The sequence below is a fragment of the Hoeflea sp. AS16 genome (assembly GCF_038900095.1).
Taxonomy (GTDB): Bacteria; Pseudomonadota; Alphaproteobacteria; order Rhizobiales; family Rhizobiaceae; genus Hoeflea.
Genome location: NZ_JBBMQQ010000006.1, coordinates 188,228 through 207,169, shown reverse-complemented (window position 1 = coordinate 207,169; position 18,942 = coordinate 188,228). Strand labels below are relative to the sequence as shown.

At 61.7% G+C, this 18,942-nt stretch carries 19 protein-coding genes and 1 tRNA gene; 16 read left to right on the top strand and 4 right to left on the bottom strand.

Annotated elements, in window-relative coordinates; translation table 11 throughout:
- Window positions 1-81: 81 nt before the first annotated feature.
- From aroQ to WNY80_RS16060, 8 genes are all read left to right on the top strand, one after another.
- Window positions 82-528 (top strand): type II 3-dehydroquinate dehydratase, encoded by a 447-nt coding sequence (aroQ, locus tag WNY80_RS16095; protein WP_342888414.1) that lies wholly within the window; start codon window positions 82-84, stop codon window positions 526-528.
- A 58-nt stretch (window positions 529-586) separates the two neighbouring features.
- Window positions 587-1,732: a benzoate/H(+) symporter BenE family transporter gene (locus tag WNY80_RS16090; RefSeq protein WP_342888413.1), complete on the top strand. Its 1,146-nt coding sequence runs from the start codon at window positions 587-589 to the stop codon at window positions 1,730-1,732.
- A 109-nt stretch (window positions 1,733-1,841) separates the two neighbouring features.
- Window positions 1,842-2,846 carry a polyphosphate kinase 2 gene (gene ppk2, locus WNY80_RS16085; protein WP_342888412.1) on the top strand — a complete coding sequence of 335 codons (1,005 nt, stop codon included), beginning with the start codon at window positions 1,842-1,844 and terminating at the stop codon, window positions 2,844-2,846.
- Window positions 2,847-3,003: 157 nt separating this feature from the next.
- Window positions 3,004-3,429 carry a YeeE/YedE family protein gene (locus WNY80_RS16080; protein ID WP_342888411.1) on the top strand — a complete coding sequence of 142 codons (426 nt, stop codon included), beginning with the start codon at window positions 3,004-3,006 and terminating at the stop codon, window positions 3,427-3,429.
- A gap of 3 nt (window positions 3,430-3,432) precedes the next feature.
- Window positions 3,433-3,873 (top strand): DUF6691 family protein, encoded by a 441-nt coding sequence (locus tag WNY80_RS16075; RefSeq protein WP_342888410.1) that lies wholly within the window; start codon window positions 3,433-3,435, stop codon window positions 3,871-3,873.
- 102 nt (window positions 3,874-3,975) lie between these two features.
- Window positions 3,976-4,860, top strand: a complete 885-nt coding sequence (locus tag WNY80_RS16070; RefSeq protein WP_342888409.1) for an MBL fold metallo-hydrolase — start codon at window positions 3,976-3,978, stop codon at window positions 4,858-4,860.
- Between the two features lie 193 nt (window positions 4,861-5,053).
- The gene (gene sulP, locus WNY80_RS16065) at window positions 5,054-6,841 is read left to right on the top strand and encodes a sulfate permease (RefSeq protein WP_342888408.1); all 1,788 of its coding nucleotides are present in this window, start codon (window positions 5,054-5,056) and stop codon (window positions 6,839-6,841) included.
- Window positions 6,838-7,467, top strand: coding sequence for a peroxiredoxin (locus tag WNY80_RS16060; protein ID WP_342888407.1), 630 nt, complete (start codon window positions 6,838-6,840; stop codon window positions 7,465-7,467). The genes sulP and WNY80_RS16060 overlap by 4 nt, the downstream gene beginning before the upstream one ends.
- 91 nt (window positions 7,468-7,558) lie before the next feature.
- Here WNY80_RS16060 and WNY80_RS16055 read toward each other — a convergent pair whose 3' ends face one another.
- Complete coding sequence (locus WNY80_RS16055; RefSeq protein WP_342888406.1) at window positions 7,559-8,869, bottom strand: hypothetical protein; 1,311 nt, start codon at window positions 8,867-8,869, stop codon at window positions 7,559-7,561.
- Window positions 8,870-9,162: 293 nt separating this feature from the next.
- On the opposite strand from WNY80_RS16055, the gene WNY80_RS16050 reads away from it, so the two are divergent.
- The 3 genes from WNY80_RS16050 to WNY80_RS16040 all read left to right on the top strand — a co-directional run bounded on the left by WNY80_RS16050 (window position 9,163) and on the right by WNY80_RS16040 (window position 10,932).
- Complete coding sequence (locus WNY80_RS16050; RefSeq protein WP_342888405.1) at window positions 9,163-10,122, top strand: nitronate monooxygenase family protein; 960 nt, start codon at window positions 9,163-9,165, stop codon at window positions 10,120-10,122.
- Window positions 10,123-10,277: 155 nt separating this feature from the next.
- Window positions 10,278-10,658: a DUF805 domain-containing protein gene (locus WNY80_RS16045; protein ID WP_342888404.1), complete on the top strand. Its 381-nt coding sequence runs from the start codon at window positions 10,278-10,280 to the stop codon at window positions 10,656-10,658.
- Between the two features lie 198 nt (window positions 10,659-10,856).
- A tRNA-Thr gene (locus tag WNY80_RS16040) sits at window positions 10,857-10,932 on the top strand.
- Window positions 10,933-10,962: 30 nt separating this feature from the next.
- On the opposite strand, the gene WNY80_RS16035 is transcribed toward WNY80_RS16040, so the two are convergent.
- Window positions 10,963-11,847 carry a DMT family transporter gene (locus WNY80_RS16035; protein WP_342888403.1) on the bottom strand — a complete coding sequence of 295 codons (885 nt, stop codon included), beginning with the start codon at window positions 11,845-11,847 and terminating at the stop codon, window positions 10,963-10,965.
- 395 nt (window positions 11,848-12,242) lie between these two features.
- Here WNY80_RS16035 and denD point away from each other — a divergent pair, with 395 nt between their 5' ends.
- Window positions 12,243-13,232: a D-erythronate dehydrogenase gene (gene denD / locus WNY80_RS16030; RefSeq protein ID WP_342888402.1), complete on the top strand. Its 990-nt coding sequence runs from the start codon at window positions 12,243-12,245 to the stop codon at window positions 13,230-13,232.
- A gap of 13 nt (window positions 13,233-13,245) precedes the next feature.
- Here the strand turns inward: denD and WNY80_RS16025 are convergent, their stop codons facing one another.
- Together WNY80_RS16025 and WNY80_RS16020 are read right to left on the bottom strand one after the other, a co-directional pair.
- Window positions 13,246-13,629 (bottom strand): RidA family protein, encoded by a 384-nt coding sequence (locus WNY80_RS16025; protein WP_342888401.1) that lies wholly within the window; start codon window positions 13,627-13,629, stop codon window positions 13,246-13,248.
- A gap of 30 nt (window positions 13,630-13,659) precedes the next feature.
- Complete coding sequence (locus WNY80_RS16020; protein ID WP_342888400.1) at window positions 13,660-14,526, bottom strand: branched-chain amino acid aminotransferase; 867 nt, start codon at window positions 14,524-14,526, stop codon at window positions 13,660-13,662.
- Between the two features lie 240 nt (window positions 14,527-14,766).
- On the opposite strand from WNY80_RS16020, the gene WNY80_RS16015 reads away from it, so the two are divergent.
- The 4 genes from WNY80_RS16015 to WNY80_RS16000 all read left to right on the top strand — a co-directional run bounded on the left by WNY80_RS16015 (window position 14,767) and on the right by WNY80_RS16000 (window position 18,773).
- Window positions 14,767-15,420: a haloacid dehalogenase type II gene (locus WNY80_RS16015; RefSeq protein WP_342888399.1), complete on the top strand. Its 654-nt coding sequence runs from the start codon at window positions 14,767-14,769 to the stop codon at window positions 15,418-15,420.
- 170 nt (window positions 15,421-15,590) lie between these two features.
- Entirely contained in the window at window positions 15,591-16,394 is an 804-nt protein-coding gene (gene otsB / locus WNY80_RS16010; protein ID WP_342888398.1) for a trehalose-phosphatase, read from the top strand.
- Between the two features lie 2 nt (window positions 16,395-16,396).
- Complete coding sequence (locus tag WNY80_RS16005) at window positions 16,397-17,806, top strand: trehalose-6-phosphate synthase (RefSeq protein ID WP_342888397.1); 1,410 nt, start codon at window positions 16,397-16,399, stop codon at window positions 17,804-17,806.
- A 196-nt stretch (window positions 17,807-18,002) separates the two neighbouring features.
- Window positions 18,003-18,773: a L,D-transpeptidase gene (locus WNY80_RS16000; RefSeq protein ID WP_342888396.1), complete on the top strand. Its 771-nt coding sequence runs from the start codon at window positions 18,003-18,005 to the stop codon at window positions 18,771-18,773.
- Window positions 18,774-18,942 lie beyond the last annotated feature (169 nt).

Below are 18,942 nucleotides of genomic sequence, written 5' to 3'. Positions count from 1 at the left end.
AACCATGCTGTCAGGCTAGGAATTTGCATCGCCCCGGTTCTCGGGGCCAAGTGACCTGACTCTCAGCGAAAGGCAGACCCGGTGACCGGCACGATCTATGTTCTCAACGGACCGAACCTCAATCTTCTGGGCAAGCGCCAGCCGGAAATCTACGGCAGGGAAACTCTCGCCGATGTCGAAGCGGCATGCATGAGCCAGGCGGAAAGCTACGGCCTCGCGGTCCGCTTCCTGCAATCCAACGCCGAGTATCAGCTCATCGACTGGATCCATGAAGCCCGCGAAGAGGCTGCGGCCATCGTCATCAATCCTGCCGCCTATACCCACACCTCGGTGGCAATCCTTGATGCGCTCAATACCTTCGAGGGCCCGGTGATCGAGGTCCATATTTCCAACGTGCACAAGCGCGAGGAATTCCGTCAGCATTCCTTCGTCTCGCTGCGCGCCGATGGCGTCATCGCCGGCTGCGGCACGCAAGGCTACCTGCTGGCGATCGACCGCGTCGCTCGTCTGACAGCCGCCGCCAACTGACCGGCTCCCGAAGCCGGTCTGAACCAGTCTTCTGCCCTCGATGTCACGGAGTGCTCAAGTGCCTGTTTCGATGATCTCTGCGGCCCTGGTGGCAGCTCTTGTTGGGTATGGCTCGACCATCGCGCTGGTGCTCGCCGCAGCCGCAGCCGTCGGCGCGGATGCCGGCCAGACCGCCTCCTGGGTGGCGGCCGTGTGTTTTTCCAAGGCCATCGGTTCGGCGCTGCTGAGTTCCTGGAAAAAGGTGCCGGTGGTGCTGGCCTGGTCAACCCCGGGTGCGGCACTGATTGCCGCGTCCACCGGGGTCGACATCCACCAGGCGGTCGGCGCCTTTGTCTTTGCCGGTCTGTTGATCGCGCTGACCGCGGCCATCCGCCCGCTCAACCGCGCCGTCAACGCCATTCCCACCGGTGTTGCGTCGGGCATGCTGGCGGGCGTGCTGCTGCCGTTCACCATGGCGGTGGCTCTTCATGCGGCCAGCGAGGCGGCGCTGGTGCTGCCGCTGATCGCGGTGTTTCTGATCGTGCGCCTTTTCAATCCGCTGATGGCGGTTCTGGCCGCACTGATCGCCGGTCTGGTGATCGCGTTTACCGTTGGCGGGGCACCGCTTCCTTCCACCGATGTCGACTGGACCTCGCTGACCTTCATCCGGCCCGAATTTGATCCCGCCGTGCTTCTCGGCCTTGGCGTGCCGCTCTATCTTGTCACCATGGCCTCGCAGAACCTTCCCGGTTTCGCCGTACTGCGCGCCAACGGATACGAGCCGCCGGTGACCGAGGCACTCGGCGTCACCGGTTTGCTCTCCGCCTTTTTCGCGCTCTTCGGCGCCCACACCATCAACATGGCCGCAATCACCGCCGCCATCTGTCTTGGCGATGATGTTCATCCTGACAGGAGCCGGCGCTGGAAGGTGGGGCTTGCCTACGCGCTGGTCTGGATCATGCTCGGCTTGTCCGGTCCGGTTATCGTTCCGGCCATCCTCGCCATGCCGCCTGAAATCATCGCCGTGGTCGCGGGCCTTGCCCTGATCCCGCCATTGATCGGCGCGCTGGTCTCCGCTTTTGAACTGCCTGCAACACGCTTCGCCGCTGCGGCCACTTTCGCCGTCACCGCTTCCGGTGTTTCGGCCTTCGGCATCGGGGCTGCGTTCTGGGGCCTGCTTGCTGGCCTTGCGATCCATGTTATGGACCACATCAAGCCCCGCTGATCCGTATCGCCGTCACCGCCAGGATGTTTGTTTGCGCAGAATTGACACGAGTCAAAGCCGGCAGAGGGTTTTGGGATCAGACTGTTCCCCTAACCGGAAAGGGGCTGCAATGGCTGATGCCGAGAGCGAACTCGAGACGAAATCCAATGGCGCAACAACCGGCCCGGACGTGGCCGATGGCAATGACGACGCCGGGCAGACCGGCGAGGCTGCAAGACCTGAACAATTGAACACGGCGGAAATCCGCAAGGATGATGCGGCGATTGCGCAATTGTTCGAGCAGGGCGTTTATCCCTACAAGACCAGGATGCGCCGTGCCGCTTACGAGCATGAAAAGGCCAAGCTGCAGGTCGAACTGCTGAAGGCCCAGCGCTGGATCGAGGAGACCGGCCAGAAAGTGGTGCTGCTGTTTGAAGGCCGTGACGCGGCCGGCAAGGGCGGCACCATCAAGCGCTTCATGGAACACCTCAACCCGCGCATGGCCCGCGTCGTGGCCCTCTCCAAGCCAACCGATCGCGAGCGCTCGCAATGGTACTTCCAGCGCTATATCGAGCATCTGCCGGCCTCCGGGGAAATGGTGCTGTTTGACCGCTCCTGGTACAATCGCGCCGGTGTCGAACGGGTCATGGGCTTCTGCACACCCACCGAGTATCTCGAATTCATGCGAGAAGCGCCGGAGATCGAGCGCATGCTCACCCGCTCCGGTATCCTTTTGTTCAAATACTGGTTTTCGGTCACGCAAGGCGAGCAGCTCAAGCGTTTCGGCCAGCGCGAGAAGGATCCGCTCAAGCAGTGGAAACTGTCTCCCATCGACAAGGCGTCGCTCGACAAGTGGGATGATTACACCGAGGCCAAGGAGGCGATGTTCTTCTACACCGACACCGCCGATGCGCCCTGGACCATCGTCAAGTCCGACTGCAAGAAGCGCGCCCGGATCAACTGCATGAAGCATTTCCTGTCGAGCCTGCCCTATCCCAACAAGGACCATCTGATCGTGCATCACCCCGACAAGCTGATTGTTGGTTCGAGCAGCCATGTCATCGGCGCCGATGACCACATTCTTGGCAAGACCCTGCACCCCGACATCCGCAAGCCGAAGTTGCCTGCGGGCTGAGCCGGAGCGGCAGCCATTTGCCTTGCTTCCTTGCCTGGACATTCAGGACCTGCAGATACATATAACCTATTGAATATGGATTATCGCTTATATATATGTAGGTCAGGCGCAACGACGCCGCGGCCGGAAGTCGGTCTGATCCAGGAGGGAAGCAACGATGGAAACAGAATTCACGCCTTGGATGTCGCTGGCAGGCGGTATCCTCATAGGCCTCTCGGCAATCCTGCTGATGATGTTCAATGGCCGCATCGCCGGCATGACCGGAATTGTCACCGGCATCATACCGCCGGTGTCGAGCGATTGGGCCTGGCGCATTGCCTTTCTGGCCGGCGCAGTGATCGGCCCGGTGCTGTTCCTGGCATTTGGCGGGACGATCCCCTATGCGGTTCCCGTGTCACTGCCCTTGCTGGCGCTTGGCGGCCTGATTGTCGGTGTTGGCGTCTATTACGGCGCCGGCTGCACCTCGGGCCATGGCGTCTGCGGCATGGCGCGGCTGTCGCCGCGGTCGATTGCGGCAACGCTCACCTTCATGATTTTCACCGGGCTGACAGTCTATGTCGTCCGCCACATCGCGGAGATCTGAGCCATGCAGAAACTCATTGTCTCCGGCCTGATAGGCGCGGTCTTCGGTCTTGGCATTGCCATTTCCGGCATGGCCAACCCGGCCAAGGTTCTCAATTTCTTCGACGTCGCCGGCAGCTGGGATCCAAGCCTGATCTTTGTCATGGGCGGCGCACTGATCACCACGGCGATCGGCTACATGGTGGTGTTCGGGGCACGCCGGAAACCGGTATTCGACGCGGAATTCCACCTGCCGATCAACAAGACCGTCGACGCGAGATTGCTTGGCGGTTCGGCCTTGTTCGGGATTGGCTGGGGCATTGCCGGCTTCTGTCCCGGTGGCGCCATCCCCGCGCTCGGTTTCGGTGGCTTGCACGTCTTGGCCTTCGTCGGCGCCATGGTCATCGGCATCGTTCTGGCCCGTACGCTCGACGGACTGCGCCACAAGCCTGCCAAGGCATTCTGAATGAAGCTCCGGGCCATGAAAAATGGCCCGGACATTTTAACCCAATCGTCGCAATGCAAGGCGGCGCGCAAAGCAGACCTTGCGAAAAGAGGAGATGATACAATGTCGAACTATCCAGTGGACATGTCGGTCACACCCGAAGTCAAAGCCTTCTTTGATCCCGACACCAACACCATCAGCTATGTGGTCAAGGACCCTGCCTCGAAGTCTTGCGCTGTCGTCGATTCCGTCATGGACATCGATTATGCGGCCGGCCGGATTACCTACGGCCATGCCGACAAGATGATCGAGTACATCAAGCAGAACGGCCTGACGCTCGAATGGATCATCGAGACCCATGTCCATGCCGACCATCTCTCCGCCGCCCCCTATATTCAGGACAAGCTCGGCGGCAAGATCGGCATCGGTGACAAGATCATGGTCGTGCAGGACACCTTCGGCAAGATCTTCAATGAAGGCACCGAGTTCCAGCGCGACGGGTCGCAGTTCGATGCCCTGTTCAAGGATGGTGACACCTACCAGATCGGCACGATGCAGGGCTTCGCCATGTACACGCCCGGCCACACGCCCGCCTGCATGGTCCACGTGATGGGCAATGCCGCCTTTACCGGCGACACCTTGTTCATGCCCGATGGCGGATCGGCCCGCGCCGATTTCCCCGGCGGCGATGCCGGCACGCTCTACGATTCCATCCAGAAGGTGCTGGCGCTGCCCGACGATATGCGCCTGTTCATGTGCCACGATTACGGCCCGAACGGTCGCGACATCCAGTGGGAAACCACCGTTGGCGACGAGAAGGCGCACAACATCCATGTCGGCGGCGGCAAGACCCGTGCGGATTTCATCAAGTTCCGCACCGAGCGTGATGCCCAGCTGGCCATGCCAAGGCTGATCATCCCGTCGCTGCAGGTCAACATGCGCGCCGGCGACATCCCGACCGACAAGGACGGGCGTGCAATGCTGAAGGTCCCCATCAACGCACTTTGAGTGCCGGTGGGTTGCCCCGGGGCATTTGCCGGGAAGGCGGGGGAGATCCCGCCTCCGGATGACCGGGCCTGAAATCGTCGGCCGAGCTGACGATAATTTTCTGAGACAATATCGGGCTGGCGCGCCGGAATGGGCGTTCGCGGTTTGCGGTATATCAAGACGCTGACGCTGTTTGCGCGGTAAGGACATCGACATGCTGAAAGCCCCCGTCCTCATCAATCGTCTCGCCCGCGTCATGCCGGTCTTCGACTGGGGCCGCCGTTACGATCGCGATGCGTTCGGCAATGATCTTGTCGCCGCCGTGATCGTCACCATCATGCTGATCCCGCAGTCGCTGGCCTATGCGCTTCTCGCCGGCCTGCCTGCCGAGACCGGGATCTACGCCTCGATCGCACCGATCATTCTGTATGCCATCTTCGGCACCAGCCGTGTGCTGGCCGTCGGTCCGGTCGCGGTTGTATCGCTGATGACCGCAGCTGCAATCGGCAATCTGGCCGAGCCCGGATCGCCAGAACTGCTCGTTGCCGCCGTCACCCTGGCCTTCCTGTCCGGGGCCTTTCTGATCCTGCTCGGCATCTTCCGGCTTGGTTTTCTCGCCAACTTCCTGTCGCACCCGGTGATTGCCGGTTTCATCACCGCGTCGGGCATTCTCATCGCCATGAGCCAGTTGCGCCATGTGCTCGGAATTTCCGCCGGCGGCGCCAACCTGCCGGAATTGCTGCGGTCATTGTTCGAGCATCTGGGCGAGGTCAACTGGATCACGTTTGCCATCGGTGCAAGCGCCACGGCGTTCCTGTTCTGGGTGCGCAAGGGACTTATGCCGTTGCTGCTGTCGACCGGCATGAAACCCAAGCTGGCCGGTGTACTCGCCAAGGCCGGGCCGGTGGCGGCCGTGGTTCTCACCACCTTTGTCACCTGGATATTCAATCTGAGCGAAACGGCTGGTGTGCGGGTGGTCGGCGATGTGCCGCAAGGCCTGCCGCCGCTGACCATGCCTTCCTTCTCTCCCGATCTCCTGGGCATGCTGATCGGCCCGGCAGTGCTGATTTCGATCATCGGTTTTGTCGAATCGGTGTCGGTCGCCCAGACGCTTGCCGCGCGCAAGCGCCAGCGGATCGTCCCCGACCAGGAACTCATCGGCCTGGGTGCTGCCAATGTCGGCGCGGCATTCACCGGCGGCTATCCGGTGACCGGCGGCTTTGCCCGCTCCGTGGTCAATTTTGACGCCGGCGCGGAAACCCCTGCCGCAGGCGCCTACACCGCCGTTGGCCTGATGCTGGCAGCGCTGCTGCTGACGCCGCTGATCTATCATTTGCCGCAGGCAACGCTGGCAGCCACCATCATCGTGGCCGTGCTGTCACTGGTGGATTTCTCGATTCTCAAAAAGACCTGGGTCTATTCCCGCGCCGATTTCATTGCGGTCTGCGTCACCATCCTGCTGACGCTCGGTTTCGGCGTCGAGGTCGGCGTCACCGCAGGCGTACTGATCTCGATCCTCATTCATCTCTACAAGTCCTCCCGTCCGCACATGGCCGTGGTCGGCCGGGTTCCGGGCACCGAGCATTTCCGCAACGTCAAGCGTCACAAGGTCGAGATCGACGACACGGTGCTCACGCTGCGTGTCGACGAGAGCCTCTATTTTGCCAACGCGCGCTATCTCGAGGACAGCCTCTACGACATGGTTGCCGCCCGGCCAAAGCTCAAGCACGTGGTGCTGATGTGCCCGGCGGTCAACGAAATCGACATGAGTGCGCTGGAATCGCTTGAGGCGATCAATGAGCGGCTCAAGGCGATGGGTGTCACATTCAATCTCAGCGAGGTCAAAGGTCCGGTGATGGACAGGCTTCGCCGGGGCGATTTTCTCAGCCATCTCAGCGGCAAGGTATTCCTCAGCCAGCACCAGGCAGCCGTTGAACTCAGCGGAGAAAATCCACACATAAGAGTCTCAAGTTTACAACCCCAGGAAAGGACTTCCCTATGAGTATTCGCATCGGTGATACCGCCCCGAACTTCAAGGCCGAAACCACCAACGGTCCGATTGATTTCCACGAGTGGATCGGCTCGTCCTGGGCGTTCTTCTTCAGCCATCCGGCCGATTTTACCCCGGTCTGCACCACCGAAATGGGCCGCACCTCGCAGCTGTCCGATCAGTTCGCCGCCCGCAACGTCAAGCCGATCGGCCTGTCGACTGATGGCGTCGAAGAGCACATGGCCTGGATCAAGGATGTCAACGACACCCAACACACCAACCTGACCTTTCCGATCGTTGCCGACAAGGATCTCAAGGTGGCTCAGCTTTACGAGATGATCCATCCCAACGAAAGCACCACCGCGGCCGTGCGTTCGGTCTTCATCATCGACCCGAACAAGAAAATCCGCCTGACGATGACCTACCCGATGAATGTCGGACGCAACTTCGACGAAATCCTGCGGGTTATCGATGCGCTGCAGCTGGCTGACGCCAAGAAGGTTGCCACCCCGGCCGACTGGCGTCCGGGCGGCAAGGTCATCATCCCGCCGTCGATCTCCGATGAAGAGGCCAAGGGCATCTTCCCGCAGGGGTGGGAAGAAATCCGCCCCTACCTGCGCGTGACCGACGTCAACTGACCGGTCCGCATGATAATGAAAACCGCCCGCTTTGCAGCGGGCGGCTTTTTATCAGCTCAAGCAATTCGGGCGCAGGTCTGTCCCGCCAGGATCAGCTCAGTGGCCGGATCCGCACGGCGAGCAGATCGATGCCTTTTCCCGCGCCGGAAATGTCGCTGTTGATCACCAGGTAGCCGCCATCATTGGGCGCCAGCGCCCGGTCGTAATCAAGGCTGAACAGGATGTCGGTGGTGTCATAGGTCACGTCAAAGCGGCGGCGGCCGCAATCGCCGAGAACCGAGAATTCGCATTTGACATAGATCTGCGTTGGTTCAGGCGACGCCGAGCGGACGGTAAGCGCCATCACGGATTTTCGTCCGGCCAGCGCCTGCATGACTTCCGCGCCAAGCGGGACCAGAACCTCGCCGTCGGTGCCGCCGGTGCCTGACGTGATCCGCAGCACATTGCCTTCGGCCTCCTCGATCACCTCGGCGCTGGCGTTGCCGCGAGCCTCGGCCGTGCCGTCGCGCCCCGGCGTGAACACATTCGACCATTCCCCGGAAAATCCGGAGCCGGGAGCGAGCTGCTGCGGCCCGCCGGCAAAATCGTCGCGGCTGAGCGAAGGCGGCGGATTGGGCACGCTGGTGTCGCGTTCCGCCGCACTCTTGAGTGCGCCGCTATCAATCAGCCACCAGACGCCGATGCCGAGAAACGACAGCATCACCGCAGCCGAGAACATCGAGGCAAAAACGCCGCGCCGGCGCTTTTGCTTGCGCGGCTTCGAGGTCTTCGCCTTTTTCGCCGGTTTGGCAGGCTTTGACGATGCGGCGACGGGGGCTTCGATGTGCGGTGGCCGTTCGCCCGCCATGTCCGGGACAGGGGCCTGTGCTGCAGTGTGGTCGCCCGCGTCCGGGGCGAAATCAAGGTCTGCGCCTGCAACGAAAGCTGCCCGGGCGGGGGTGTCCTGCGGGACCGCGGTAACAGCCGGAGCCGGCTGGTGGGGCGTTTTCGCCGGCCGCGCCATCTCGTCGAGCGACGGGGCATGGCCGGAAGGAATGTCATGTTCAGGCCCCAGTGCTGCCTGCACGTCATAGACAGGCCGCAACGGCGCCTGTGCTTCGGGCTCGACCGGTGCGGGCTCGCGGGGAGCTGCGACCGGCGGTGTTGGGCTGACAGCCGGAGCTGCGGCAACAGGTGCAGGTTGCTCCTCGCTTGGCGGGGTCCACTCTGCCTCGATGCTGGCGATCAGGACTTCGAGCTTGTGCCGGTGCTCGTCAACCCGTTCGGGCTCGATGATGCCTTGACGCTCGAGGCTGCGGTCGAGCGCGGCACGGGCGGAATCATAGATCCGGCGACGGGCCTGCGCACCCGGAATCCCGGCCTTGTCCAAGGCCCCGCGAATAGCCGCTTCCATGCCGGTCAATGGTCTGTCTCCGTGCCGCGTGGACTGGTTGTCACCTGTCCGGATCTGTCGGTTCTGGCGCTCTCGGGCCAATCTGGCTGCAACCTGGCAGGATGCAGCCGTCAGGCGGCAAGCCGCCGGCCCGTGCCGTTAACCTGTGCGTATCCGCTAAGCCGGTAAAACTCAAGCTTGCTGCAGAAGCAGGGGCTGTCCGTGTGTGGAATTGGAGCCGCAAGTCAAGTCTTTTCAGGTTACCGTCGCTCTGCTATGAAAATTGACGTTTGCGTAAACGTCATTGTGATTTGCGAGGCCTTATGACCCTTCCTGCCGTTCTCCAGAACAATTTCCGGCTTCCAGTCGTTGCCGCCCCTCTGTTCATCATTTCCCATCCTCCGCTGGTCATGGCCCAGTGCAAGGCGGGCATCATGGGGTCGTTTCCCGCGCTCAACGCCCGCCCCGAAGCCCAGCTGGACGAATGGCTGGCCGAGATCACCGAAGGTCTTGCCGATCACAACGCCAAGAACCCGGACCGCCCGGCGGCCCCTTTTGCCGTCAACCAGATTGTTCACCGCTCCAACACCCGGCTCGAGCACGATCTGTCGATGTGCGTCAAATACAAGGTGCCGGTGGTGATTTCCTCGCTCGGTGCCGTGCCCGAGGTCAACGCCGCGATCCACTCCTATGGCGGCATCGTGCTGCATGACATCATCAACAACCGTCACGCCCATTCGGCCATCAACAAGGGCGCCGATGGCCTGATCGCTGTTGCCGCCGGCGCCGGCGGCCATGCCGGCCCGCTTTCGCCGTTTGCGCTGGTCCAGGAAATCCGCGAGTGGTTCGATGGCCCGTTGCTGCTGTCGGGATCGATCGCGACCGGCGGCGCGGTGCTTGCTGCCCAGGCCATGGGGGCCGACATGGCCTATATCGGCTCGCCCTTCATCGCCACCGAAGAGGCCCGTGCGGTCGACGAGTACAAGCAGATGATCGTCGACAGCGCCGCCAAGGACATTGTCTACTCCAACTATTTCACCGGCATTCACGGCAACTACCTCAAGCCCTCCATCGCCGCATCCGGTCTGGACCCGGACAATCTGCCGGAAGCCGATCCGAGCAAGATGAATTTCGACAGCGCCACCTCCGGCCCCAAGGCCTGGAAGGAAATTTGGGGCTGCGGCCAGGGCATCGGCGCAGTCAAGAAGATCGGCCCGGTGTCCGATCTCGTCGACCGGCTCGAAAGCGAATACCAGGCAACCCGCAAGCGCCTGGCACTCTAGCCTGCGCCCGGTCTTGTAACGGGTTCCCGGATGCTTCCGTCGTCGAATGGCGGCATCCGGTCTTGCCCTGTGTCCAGTGACCGGCGCCCGGTGACTGGACAGAAGCGGCACTTTGGTTTCAACTCCGGATGTTGAGATTGCCGAAGGGGGCCGCCATGGATTTTCAAACCGCCGTCAGAACCTGCTTCCAGAAATACGCAACGATCGCGGGCCGCGCCCGGCGGTCGGAGTACTGGTGGTTCGTCCTGTTCATCTTTGCCGGAAACGTTGTTCTCGGACTGGTTGACCAGATCGTGTTCGGATCCGCTCAGGTCCTTTCCGGGATCTTCGGTCTCGCCACGCTTGTCCCGTCCGTCTGTGTCGCGGGCCGGCGGCTTCACGACACCGGCCGTTCGGCCTGGTGGCTGCTGCTGATTGTTATCCCGCTGATCGGCTTTCTGGTCCTGCTCTGGTGGTTTGTCCAGAAAGGCACGGATGGCAGCAACGAGTTCGGCCCCGACCCGCTGGCGGGTGAGCCTGCCCCGGTGCCGCGTTAAGCAGCGAACCGTACAGGTGATGGGGAAACGAGGTTTTGCGGCCTGATCAAGGACGGGGCCGAAAGCCCGCGTTACCCCTGAGCATCAAAAAGAACACCGCGATGGTCATGCCGACTTGAAATCGCGCGGCAATCACGGTATCTGCGCACCATTCCGCGGGAACGGACCTCAACCGCCAATCCCGCAGTGAACTGGTATGCCGCTTTAGCTCAGTTGGTAGAGCACGTCATTCGTAATGACGGGGTCACGTGTTCGAGTCACGTAAGCGGCACCATTTCCCACCTTTTCCCGCAGCTTCCAGCTTCTATGTCGTCGTCGCTGCCGCCACGGGCTTTCCGCGGCGCAGGTTGATCCAGTTGGCCAGGATGATGATGCCGCCGCCGAGCAGGATGAAGGCGTCGGCCTTTTCGCCGAACAGGATTGCGCCGACGATGACAATCAGCGGCAGCCGGGCAAAGTCGATCGGCATGACGAAGCTCGCCGGCGCCAGCGACAGCGCAGTGGTCAGGCAGTAATGCGCCATCAGGCCCGTGGCGCCGATCACCATGAGCCAGGGAAGGGTGGTCACCGTCGGCCAGGTCACCGATCCCGCCAGCACCAGGGCGACAACACCGAAGCAAAGCTGAAAGCCGGTCAGCCAGAACAGGATCGACACGATGCTTTCGTGCCGGGTCAGGGCCTTGGTCATGATGATGGTCGCGGCAAAGAACACCGCCGCGATTGCCGCCGTGATCAATCCGGGCTCCAGTGCGCCGAAGTCCGGTCTGGCGACCACCAGGATGCCGAGGAAGCCCAGGCCGGCGGCAAGGATTCTCGAGCCGGTCAGCCTCTCGCCGAGAAAGACGAAACTCAGAACGATCACCCAGATCGGCGTGGTGAATTCAAGCGCGAACACTTGCGCCAGCGGAATTGACGCCAGGGCGAAGAACCAGAGGTTCTGTCCGGTGAAGTGGAACAGGTTCCTGAAGAAATGCTGCTTCAGCCGCTCGCGCCGGATCTCGCCAAGCCTGCGGCTGGCCGCGCCGAGCGCCAGCACAATGAAAAGGCCGACAAGCGACCGGAATGCCATGATCTCGAAAGTCGAGTGAACCTGGGAGACATAGCGGCCCGCAACCGCCATCGCCGAAAACGATGTGATCGAGCCGCACATCCAAAGTGCTGCCTGGAGCGGCCGGTAGGTTTGGGGCATGTGCGCGGCTCTCCATTGAGTCAGGCAGGCTCAGACCTGCGTGGAAGCCTGTCTGATCAGGGAGTGGGCGAGGTCAACTTCGCCATGGCGACAATTACCCCGGACCGCAATCAACGGGATTCGCTCAGGCAATGCAACCGGCTCGCAAGGTTTCACCCGCCCGGGTGGCTGCATGCCCTGCAGCATGCCGGGTATGCTCCCCCGGCGTGGCCGCCACGTGGTCTCTGGCGTTGCCTCGATCGCGACCGCATTTCCAGCCGTCCGTGGTGACGGGCAATCCCGGTCGAGCCGCGCCTGCCTTTGTGCGGCTTGCTGTCATGCTGATTTCTGCATTTGCGCTCGGCTGCTTGAAGCCCTACCGTTCCGGCCGCAGCAAGCCGTGGGGGAGAGTTTGAATGCATGTCCTGGTAATCGGTGCGGCAGGAATGATTGGCCGCAAATTTACGGATGCGATCGCGCGCTCGGGAGCGTTGGGCGCTCACAACGTGAGCAAGCTGACGCTGGCCGACACGGTTGAACCGGAAACCCCGGCCGGCTTCTCCGGCGAGGTTGCGAGCCTGGCGCTCGACATTTCCGATCCCCGTTCGGCCCCGCAACTGGTTTCCGGACGGCCTGATGTGATCGTCCACCTGGCAGCCATCGTCTCGGGTGAGGCGGAGCAGGATTTCGACAAGGGCTACCGGATCAACCTCGATGGCACCCGCTACCTGTTCGATGCCGTCCGGCATCTTTCACAGACAAGCGCCTATCGCCCGCGGCTGGTGTTTGCCTCCTCGGTTGCCGCCTTTGGCGCGCCGCTGCCCGACGAGATTGACGACACGTTCCTGAATGCGCCGCTGACCAGTTATGGGACGCAGAAGGTAATCGGCGAGCTGTTGCTGCAGGACTATACCCGCCGCGGTTTTTTCGACGGCATGGCAATCCGCCTGCCGACCATTTGCATCCGTCCGGGCCTGCCCAACGCGGCGGCATCCGGCTTTTTCTCCGGCATCCTGCGCGAACCGCTGGCCGGCAAGCCCGCAATCTTGCCGGTTCCCGATACCGTCCGTCACTGGCATGCAAGTCCGCGCGCGGCAGTGGGCTTCCTCACCCACGCAGCAACCATGGACACCGGCCCCGTCGGCCACCGGCGGGCGCTCAACATGCCCGGAATATCCGCCACCGTGGCAGAACAGATCGAGGCGCTGCGGGCGATTGCCGGCGACAAGGCGGTGGCGCTCATTCGCCACGAGCCTGCCCCCGAAATCCTGCGCATTGTCTCCAACTGGCCGCGCGGCTTTGCAGCGGAAAGGGCCCTGGCACTCGGGTTCAGGGCCGAATCCTCATTCGACGAGATCATTCGTATTCATATCGAGGACGAGATGGGCGGCGAGATCCGGGTCTGACCCGCTCCCGCTCTCACGCCACCTGCGCGGTGACCTCGATCTCGATCAGCATTTCCGGACGGATCAACTGGCAGACAATCATCGTTGCCGCCGGGTCGATGCCGCCCAGATGTTCGGCCAGCACCGGCGCTACCGCTTCGAAATATTCGGGCTTGGTGACATAGTATCTCACCCGGACCACATCGCTCAGGCTGGCATCGAGAGCCGCCAGCGATGCGGCGATGGTGGTAAAGCAGTTGCGCGCCTGGTCGGCGACATTGGCCGGCATCTCCATCGCCTCGTAATCATAGCCAGTGGTGCCCGCCACGTGAATGAACGGCCCCTGCCTGACAGCGCGGGAATAGGCCGCCGCCTTCTCGAACGGCGATCCGGTGGAATGCTTGCGTCTGTCGCTCATGCTGATCTTCCTGTCTTCCGGCCCGGCGTCTCAGCCGTGGGCCCAGTCCATGTAGAGTTCCCTGGCCTTGCGGCCGGTCGGTCCGGCTTGCAGTTCGCGATCCTCGATACGGATCACCGGAACCACCTTGGAGTGGTTGCCGGTCGTAAAGATCTCGTCGGCATCCATGAAATCGGCAACGCTGAGCGTTTTCTCGATCACTTCCGTGCCTGCCTCGCGCAGAAGGTTCATGGTGCGCGACCGGGTGATGCCGGTCAGGAACGTGCCGTTCGGCGCCGGCGTGAACACCACGCCGTCCTTGACCATGAAGATGTTGGATGTGCCGGTCTCGGCAACATTGCCCAGCATGTCGAGCACCAGCGCATTGTCGAAGCCGCGTGACTTGGCTTCCATCACCGCCCGGCCGTTGTTGGGGTAGAGGCAGCCCGCCTTGGCATTGGTCGGTGCGGTCTCGTAGGTCGGCCGCCGGAACGGCGAGACAGTCACCGAAAATCCGGAGGAGGCGATCATCGGGCTTTCGAACAGGCACAGGCAGAACCGCGTCGAGTCCGGATCGGCCGGTACCGACATGTAGCCGCCGTGTTCGGCCCAGTACATCGGCTTGATGTAGACGGCAGTCTTGCCGTCGAATTTTTTCAGCCCTTCACGTGCCAGCGCTTCGATCGCGTCGGCTTCCATGGTGGCGCGCATTCCCAGCGCATTGGCCGAGCGGTTGACCCGCGCACAGTGCAGGTCGAGATCGGGAGCAACGCCATCAAACCAGCGTGCACCGTCAAACACCGTCGAACCCAGCCACATGGCATGGCTGACAGGCCCGATCAGCGGCGGATTGCCTTCAAGCCACTCGCCATCGACATAGGTCCAGGTCTTGGTGCGGGCTTGTGTGTTGACGGCCATGATTTCCTCCTGCCGGTGACGTTATGTATGAACCGACATTCGACCGCCGCTGCCCCTGCCGTCAAGTCATCGCCGCGCGACAAGCAGGCAGCGTGCGGTCAATCGCACGATCCTTGCGCATGGTGGCCGCGGCAGGAAATTTTTGGACCCGGCAGTTGTTCAGCCCGAAGCAGCCGGTTGATGCTTGACTGTTGCAGTGCAACACGGGCATCGTAGGGACCTTGCAAGAGGAATAATGACATGTCCTATGCCGCATACGTTTTTGATGCCTATGGAACCCTGTTTGATGTCCACTCCGCGGTGCGTCGCCATGCGGAGGCTGTCGGGCCGGACGGCCAGCTCCTGTCGGAGATCTGGCGTGCCAAACAGCTGGAATATTCCTGGACGCGGGCGCTGATGGGGCAGTGGCGCGACTTCTGGGCCTTGACCGAAGAAGCGCTCGATCATGCTTTCGAACGGGTCCCGAGTGCCGACAAGAGCCTCAGGCCGCAATTGCTCGACGCCTATTTCAAGCTTGATTGTTATCCGGAGGTTCCTGCCGTGCTGAAGGCGCTGAAAGCCACCGGTGCGCGCGTGGCAATTCTGTCCAACGGGTCCGTGAAGATGCTGGATTCGGCTGTCAGGAACGCCGCGCTCGACACCGTCATCGACGATGTCTTCTCCGTCGACGAACTCCAGACTTTCAAGACCGACCCGGCAGTCTATGACATGGTCACGACCGCCTACCGGCTCTACCCGGGCGCGGTGTCGTTCCAGTCGTCCAACCGCTGGGATGTCGCCGGCGCCACCAAGTTCGGATTTCGCACGGTCTGGATCAACCGGGCCAGGATGCCCGATGAGTATCGCGACCTGTCTCCGTCACTGATTCTGCCGGATCTCAATGGCGTCGAATAGCGGCGGTCATGGATGTTCTTCCGCAAGCCGGAAGAGCCTGAGTTGTACAACTGCCTGTCGATGCGCGACCGGATGCAGTTTTTGGAATGAAGTGGAACATTCGTCCGGTTTTGCCGTTGTTTTGTCAGATTTTACCGTTGTAAAGCATATCTGGAGAGAGCTTTTCAGCCATGTCAAACCAGTGGGACTACTACAGTATGGTCGGGTTTGTGCCCGAAACAGATCCGCCCGAAGACCTTGAGCGGCTGTCCATCAACGCAGATGAAACCGCTCTGTTTCTTGATTTCGACGGGACACTCGTCGATATCGCGCCGACCCCCGACACGATAAAGGTCGATGCGTCCGTGAGGTCATTGCTCAATGATCTGGTACGGGAGCACAAGGGTGCGGTCTCGATTGTCTCCGGGCGCAACCTGCAGGAGATCTCCGACCGTCTTGACGGCTTTGCCGGGACGATTTCCGGAGGACACGGAGCGGAAATCCGGCACGCGTCGGGGCATCTGCCGGTCATCGAATGTGACCTCGCGCGCCTCGGTCACATCAAGAAAGCGGCAAGGGAATTCGCCGTGCTGGAGCCGCGCGTGATTGCCGAGGACAAGAGGTTCGGGGTCGTGCTGCACTTTCGTCAGCACCCGGATATGGAAAGCAAGGTACGCGAATTCCTCTCCAGCCTGATCGGCAGTGATGATGAATTCGAACTTCAGTCCGCAAAAATGGCGGTTGAGATCAAGCCAAAGGGCATCTCCAAGGCTGATGCGGTAAAGCGGATCACCGGGTTTGATGAATTCGCAGGCCGCCGCATTCTTTTCGCAGGTGACGACGAGACCGACGAATCTGCCTTTTCCTGGGTCAATGAACAGGACGGCATCACCATCAAGATAGGCGAGGGGCCGACCTGTGCGCACTACAGGACCCACAGCCCCTCCGCTTTCAAGGACTGGCTCCGCACCCAGACCAAGATGATGGAGTCCTAGGGATGGGGCGTCTTGTCATTGTTTCAAACAGGGCGCCGTCCGTTGACGGGGCGAACGACTCCGGCGGACTCGTTGTGGCGCTCAAGGATGCGCTGGCCAGGAACGGTGGCCTGTGGATCGGCTGTGCGCCGGAACAGACCGACACTCCTGCCGCATCTCTTGTGTTTCATCATCGGCCGGAATTCGACATCGCCCTGTTCGAGCTGGAGCCCAATCTCTACCGTGACTACTACCTGGGCTACTCGAATTCTGTGCTCTGGCCGGCGCTGCACGGCCGGGTCGACCTGATCGATGTGCAGCCCCGCTATGCCAAGGCTTACCGCAAGGTTGTCCGGCGGCTGGCCCGGCTGATCGCCGATGAAGTCTCCGCCGATGACATGATCTGGGTGCACGATTACCACCTCATCCCGCTTGCGCACGAACTCAAGGCGCTGGGAGTGATGAGCCGCATCGGCTTCTTCCTGCACGTTCCACTCCCCGACCTGCAAACCTTCAAGGCCATTCCGGATTGGCAGGACCTTGCAGGCTGTCTGGCCGAATATGATCTCGTCGGCGTGCAGACGCAGCGTGATCTCGGTCACATGATCAACATTTTCCGCCACATCCTGCGCGGCGAACTGCGCGCCAACGGCAATATGGGGATCGACGGCCGTGAGGTGGTGATAGGGTGTTTCCCGATCTCCATTGACGTCAAGGGCTTCCGGCGGTTGGCCGAGGAAGGCTCGGTCAATGTTCCGCCGCCAGCCCTGCCGCGGTTGATTGGCGTTGACCGGCTGGATTACTCCAAGGGCCTGCCGCAACGGCTCGCAGGCTATGAGACATTCCTGAGCAGGTACCCCGGGTTCCACAACAAGGTTGGCCTGCTGCAGATCGCCCCGCCGACCCGGGATGATGTCGAGGCCTACAGGGCGATACGGTCGGAGCTTGAACAACTGGCTGGTCGCATCAACGGCCGTTTCGGCACCGTCGACTGGACCCCTGTGCAATATATCCACCGCGCGTTGCCGCGCGACGAACTGGCGGTACTGTTCCGTCTTTCCAGGGTCGGTCTGGTGACCCCGTTGTTTGACGGCATGAACCTGGTGGCAAAGGAATATGTCGCAGCCCAGGATCAAAACGATCCGGGGGTGCTGGTCCTGTCCCAGTTTGCAGGCGCGGCCGAGGAAATGTCACAGGCGCTGATCGTCAATCCGCATGATCCGCAGGATGTCGCGGAAGCGATCAGGACCGCGCTCGAAATGCCCTTGGGCGAGCGTGTCGAACGGCACCGCGCGCTCTACGCTCATCTGGATAAGCACGATATCGCCCACTGGAGCTCGACTTTCCTCAAGCGGCTCGGGTCGGTGGAGAAAATCGGCCCGGAATGGCTGGCGCTTTTTCCCGAACTGCAAATGAGGGCGAAAGCCGGCTGAACCGGTTACCGGGCGCCTGATCACGACATTGTCACACCATAAGCAGAGCCTGTGGCAAGTTCGCCACAAGCCAGGCGTGGGAAAGTCACAATCGGAACTCAAATGTGCCCCAGCGCGTTGAGTCGGGCCGGGGACTTTACCGGACGGATATCGGCGACGACTTCCATATTCTTGAGACTTGAGGACTTTCCGCGACATGACCGGACCAAATCACAAAGATCTGAACTCGACCGGCATTGCGGGACGTGAACGGACATCAGGCACCCTTTCGCGGCGCAGTTTCCTGGCGCTTGGCTCTGCGGCGACCGCCACGCTGGCCGGCTGCGCCGCACCGCAGACCACCCGCCAATTCATGGCCGAGACCGCGCCGGTCTTCCGTGCCACGGACAACCGCGGCTCCGGTCTGGCTGCCACTTCGTCCTATTACGACACCATGTACGGCCCCAAGCTCGACGAGCCATTCCCGTTGCCGGCCATTCCGTATCAGGAAATTGATCCGGCGTTTCTGCGCCAGGAGGTTGCTGATCCGACGGGCGAGCGGCCGGGAACACTGGTTGTCGACACCTCTCAGCGTTTTCTCTACCTGGTGCGGGAAAATGGCAGGGCCATGCGCTACGGCGTCGGCATCGGCCGGGACGGGTTTTCCTGGTCAGGCCGCGCCATCGTGCAGTGGAAGCAGAAATGGCCCAAATGGACTCCGCCTCAGGAAATGATCGCGCGGCAGCCGGAGCTTGAACGCTATTCGGCCGCAAATGGCGGCATGCCGCCCGGTCTCGACAATCCGCTTGGCGCCCGTGCGCTCTACATTTTCCAGAATGGCGAAGACACGCTTTACCGCCTGCATGGCAGCCCCGAATACAAGTCCATCGGCAAGGCTGTGTCGTCGGGCTGCGTAAGGCTGATCAATCAGGATATCTGCGACCTCTATGATCGGGTGCCAACCCGCACACCGATTCTGGTGATCTAACCGCTGAACCCGGTCAGAATGATCCGGGCACGCAGGGCTGTTTCCTTTTCAACCCCGTGGCAGGGAGCTGAACACCGGCAGTTGAGAACGACAGGCCGTCCGTGGTATCGCCAATGACGACTAAATCTGCGCCGGGGCCAATGACCCCGGTGCGCTGGCCCGGGAAACA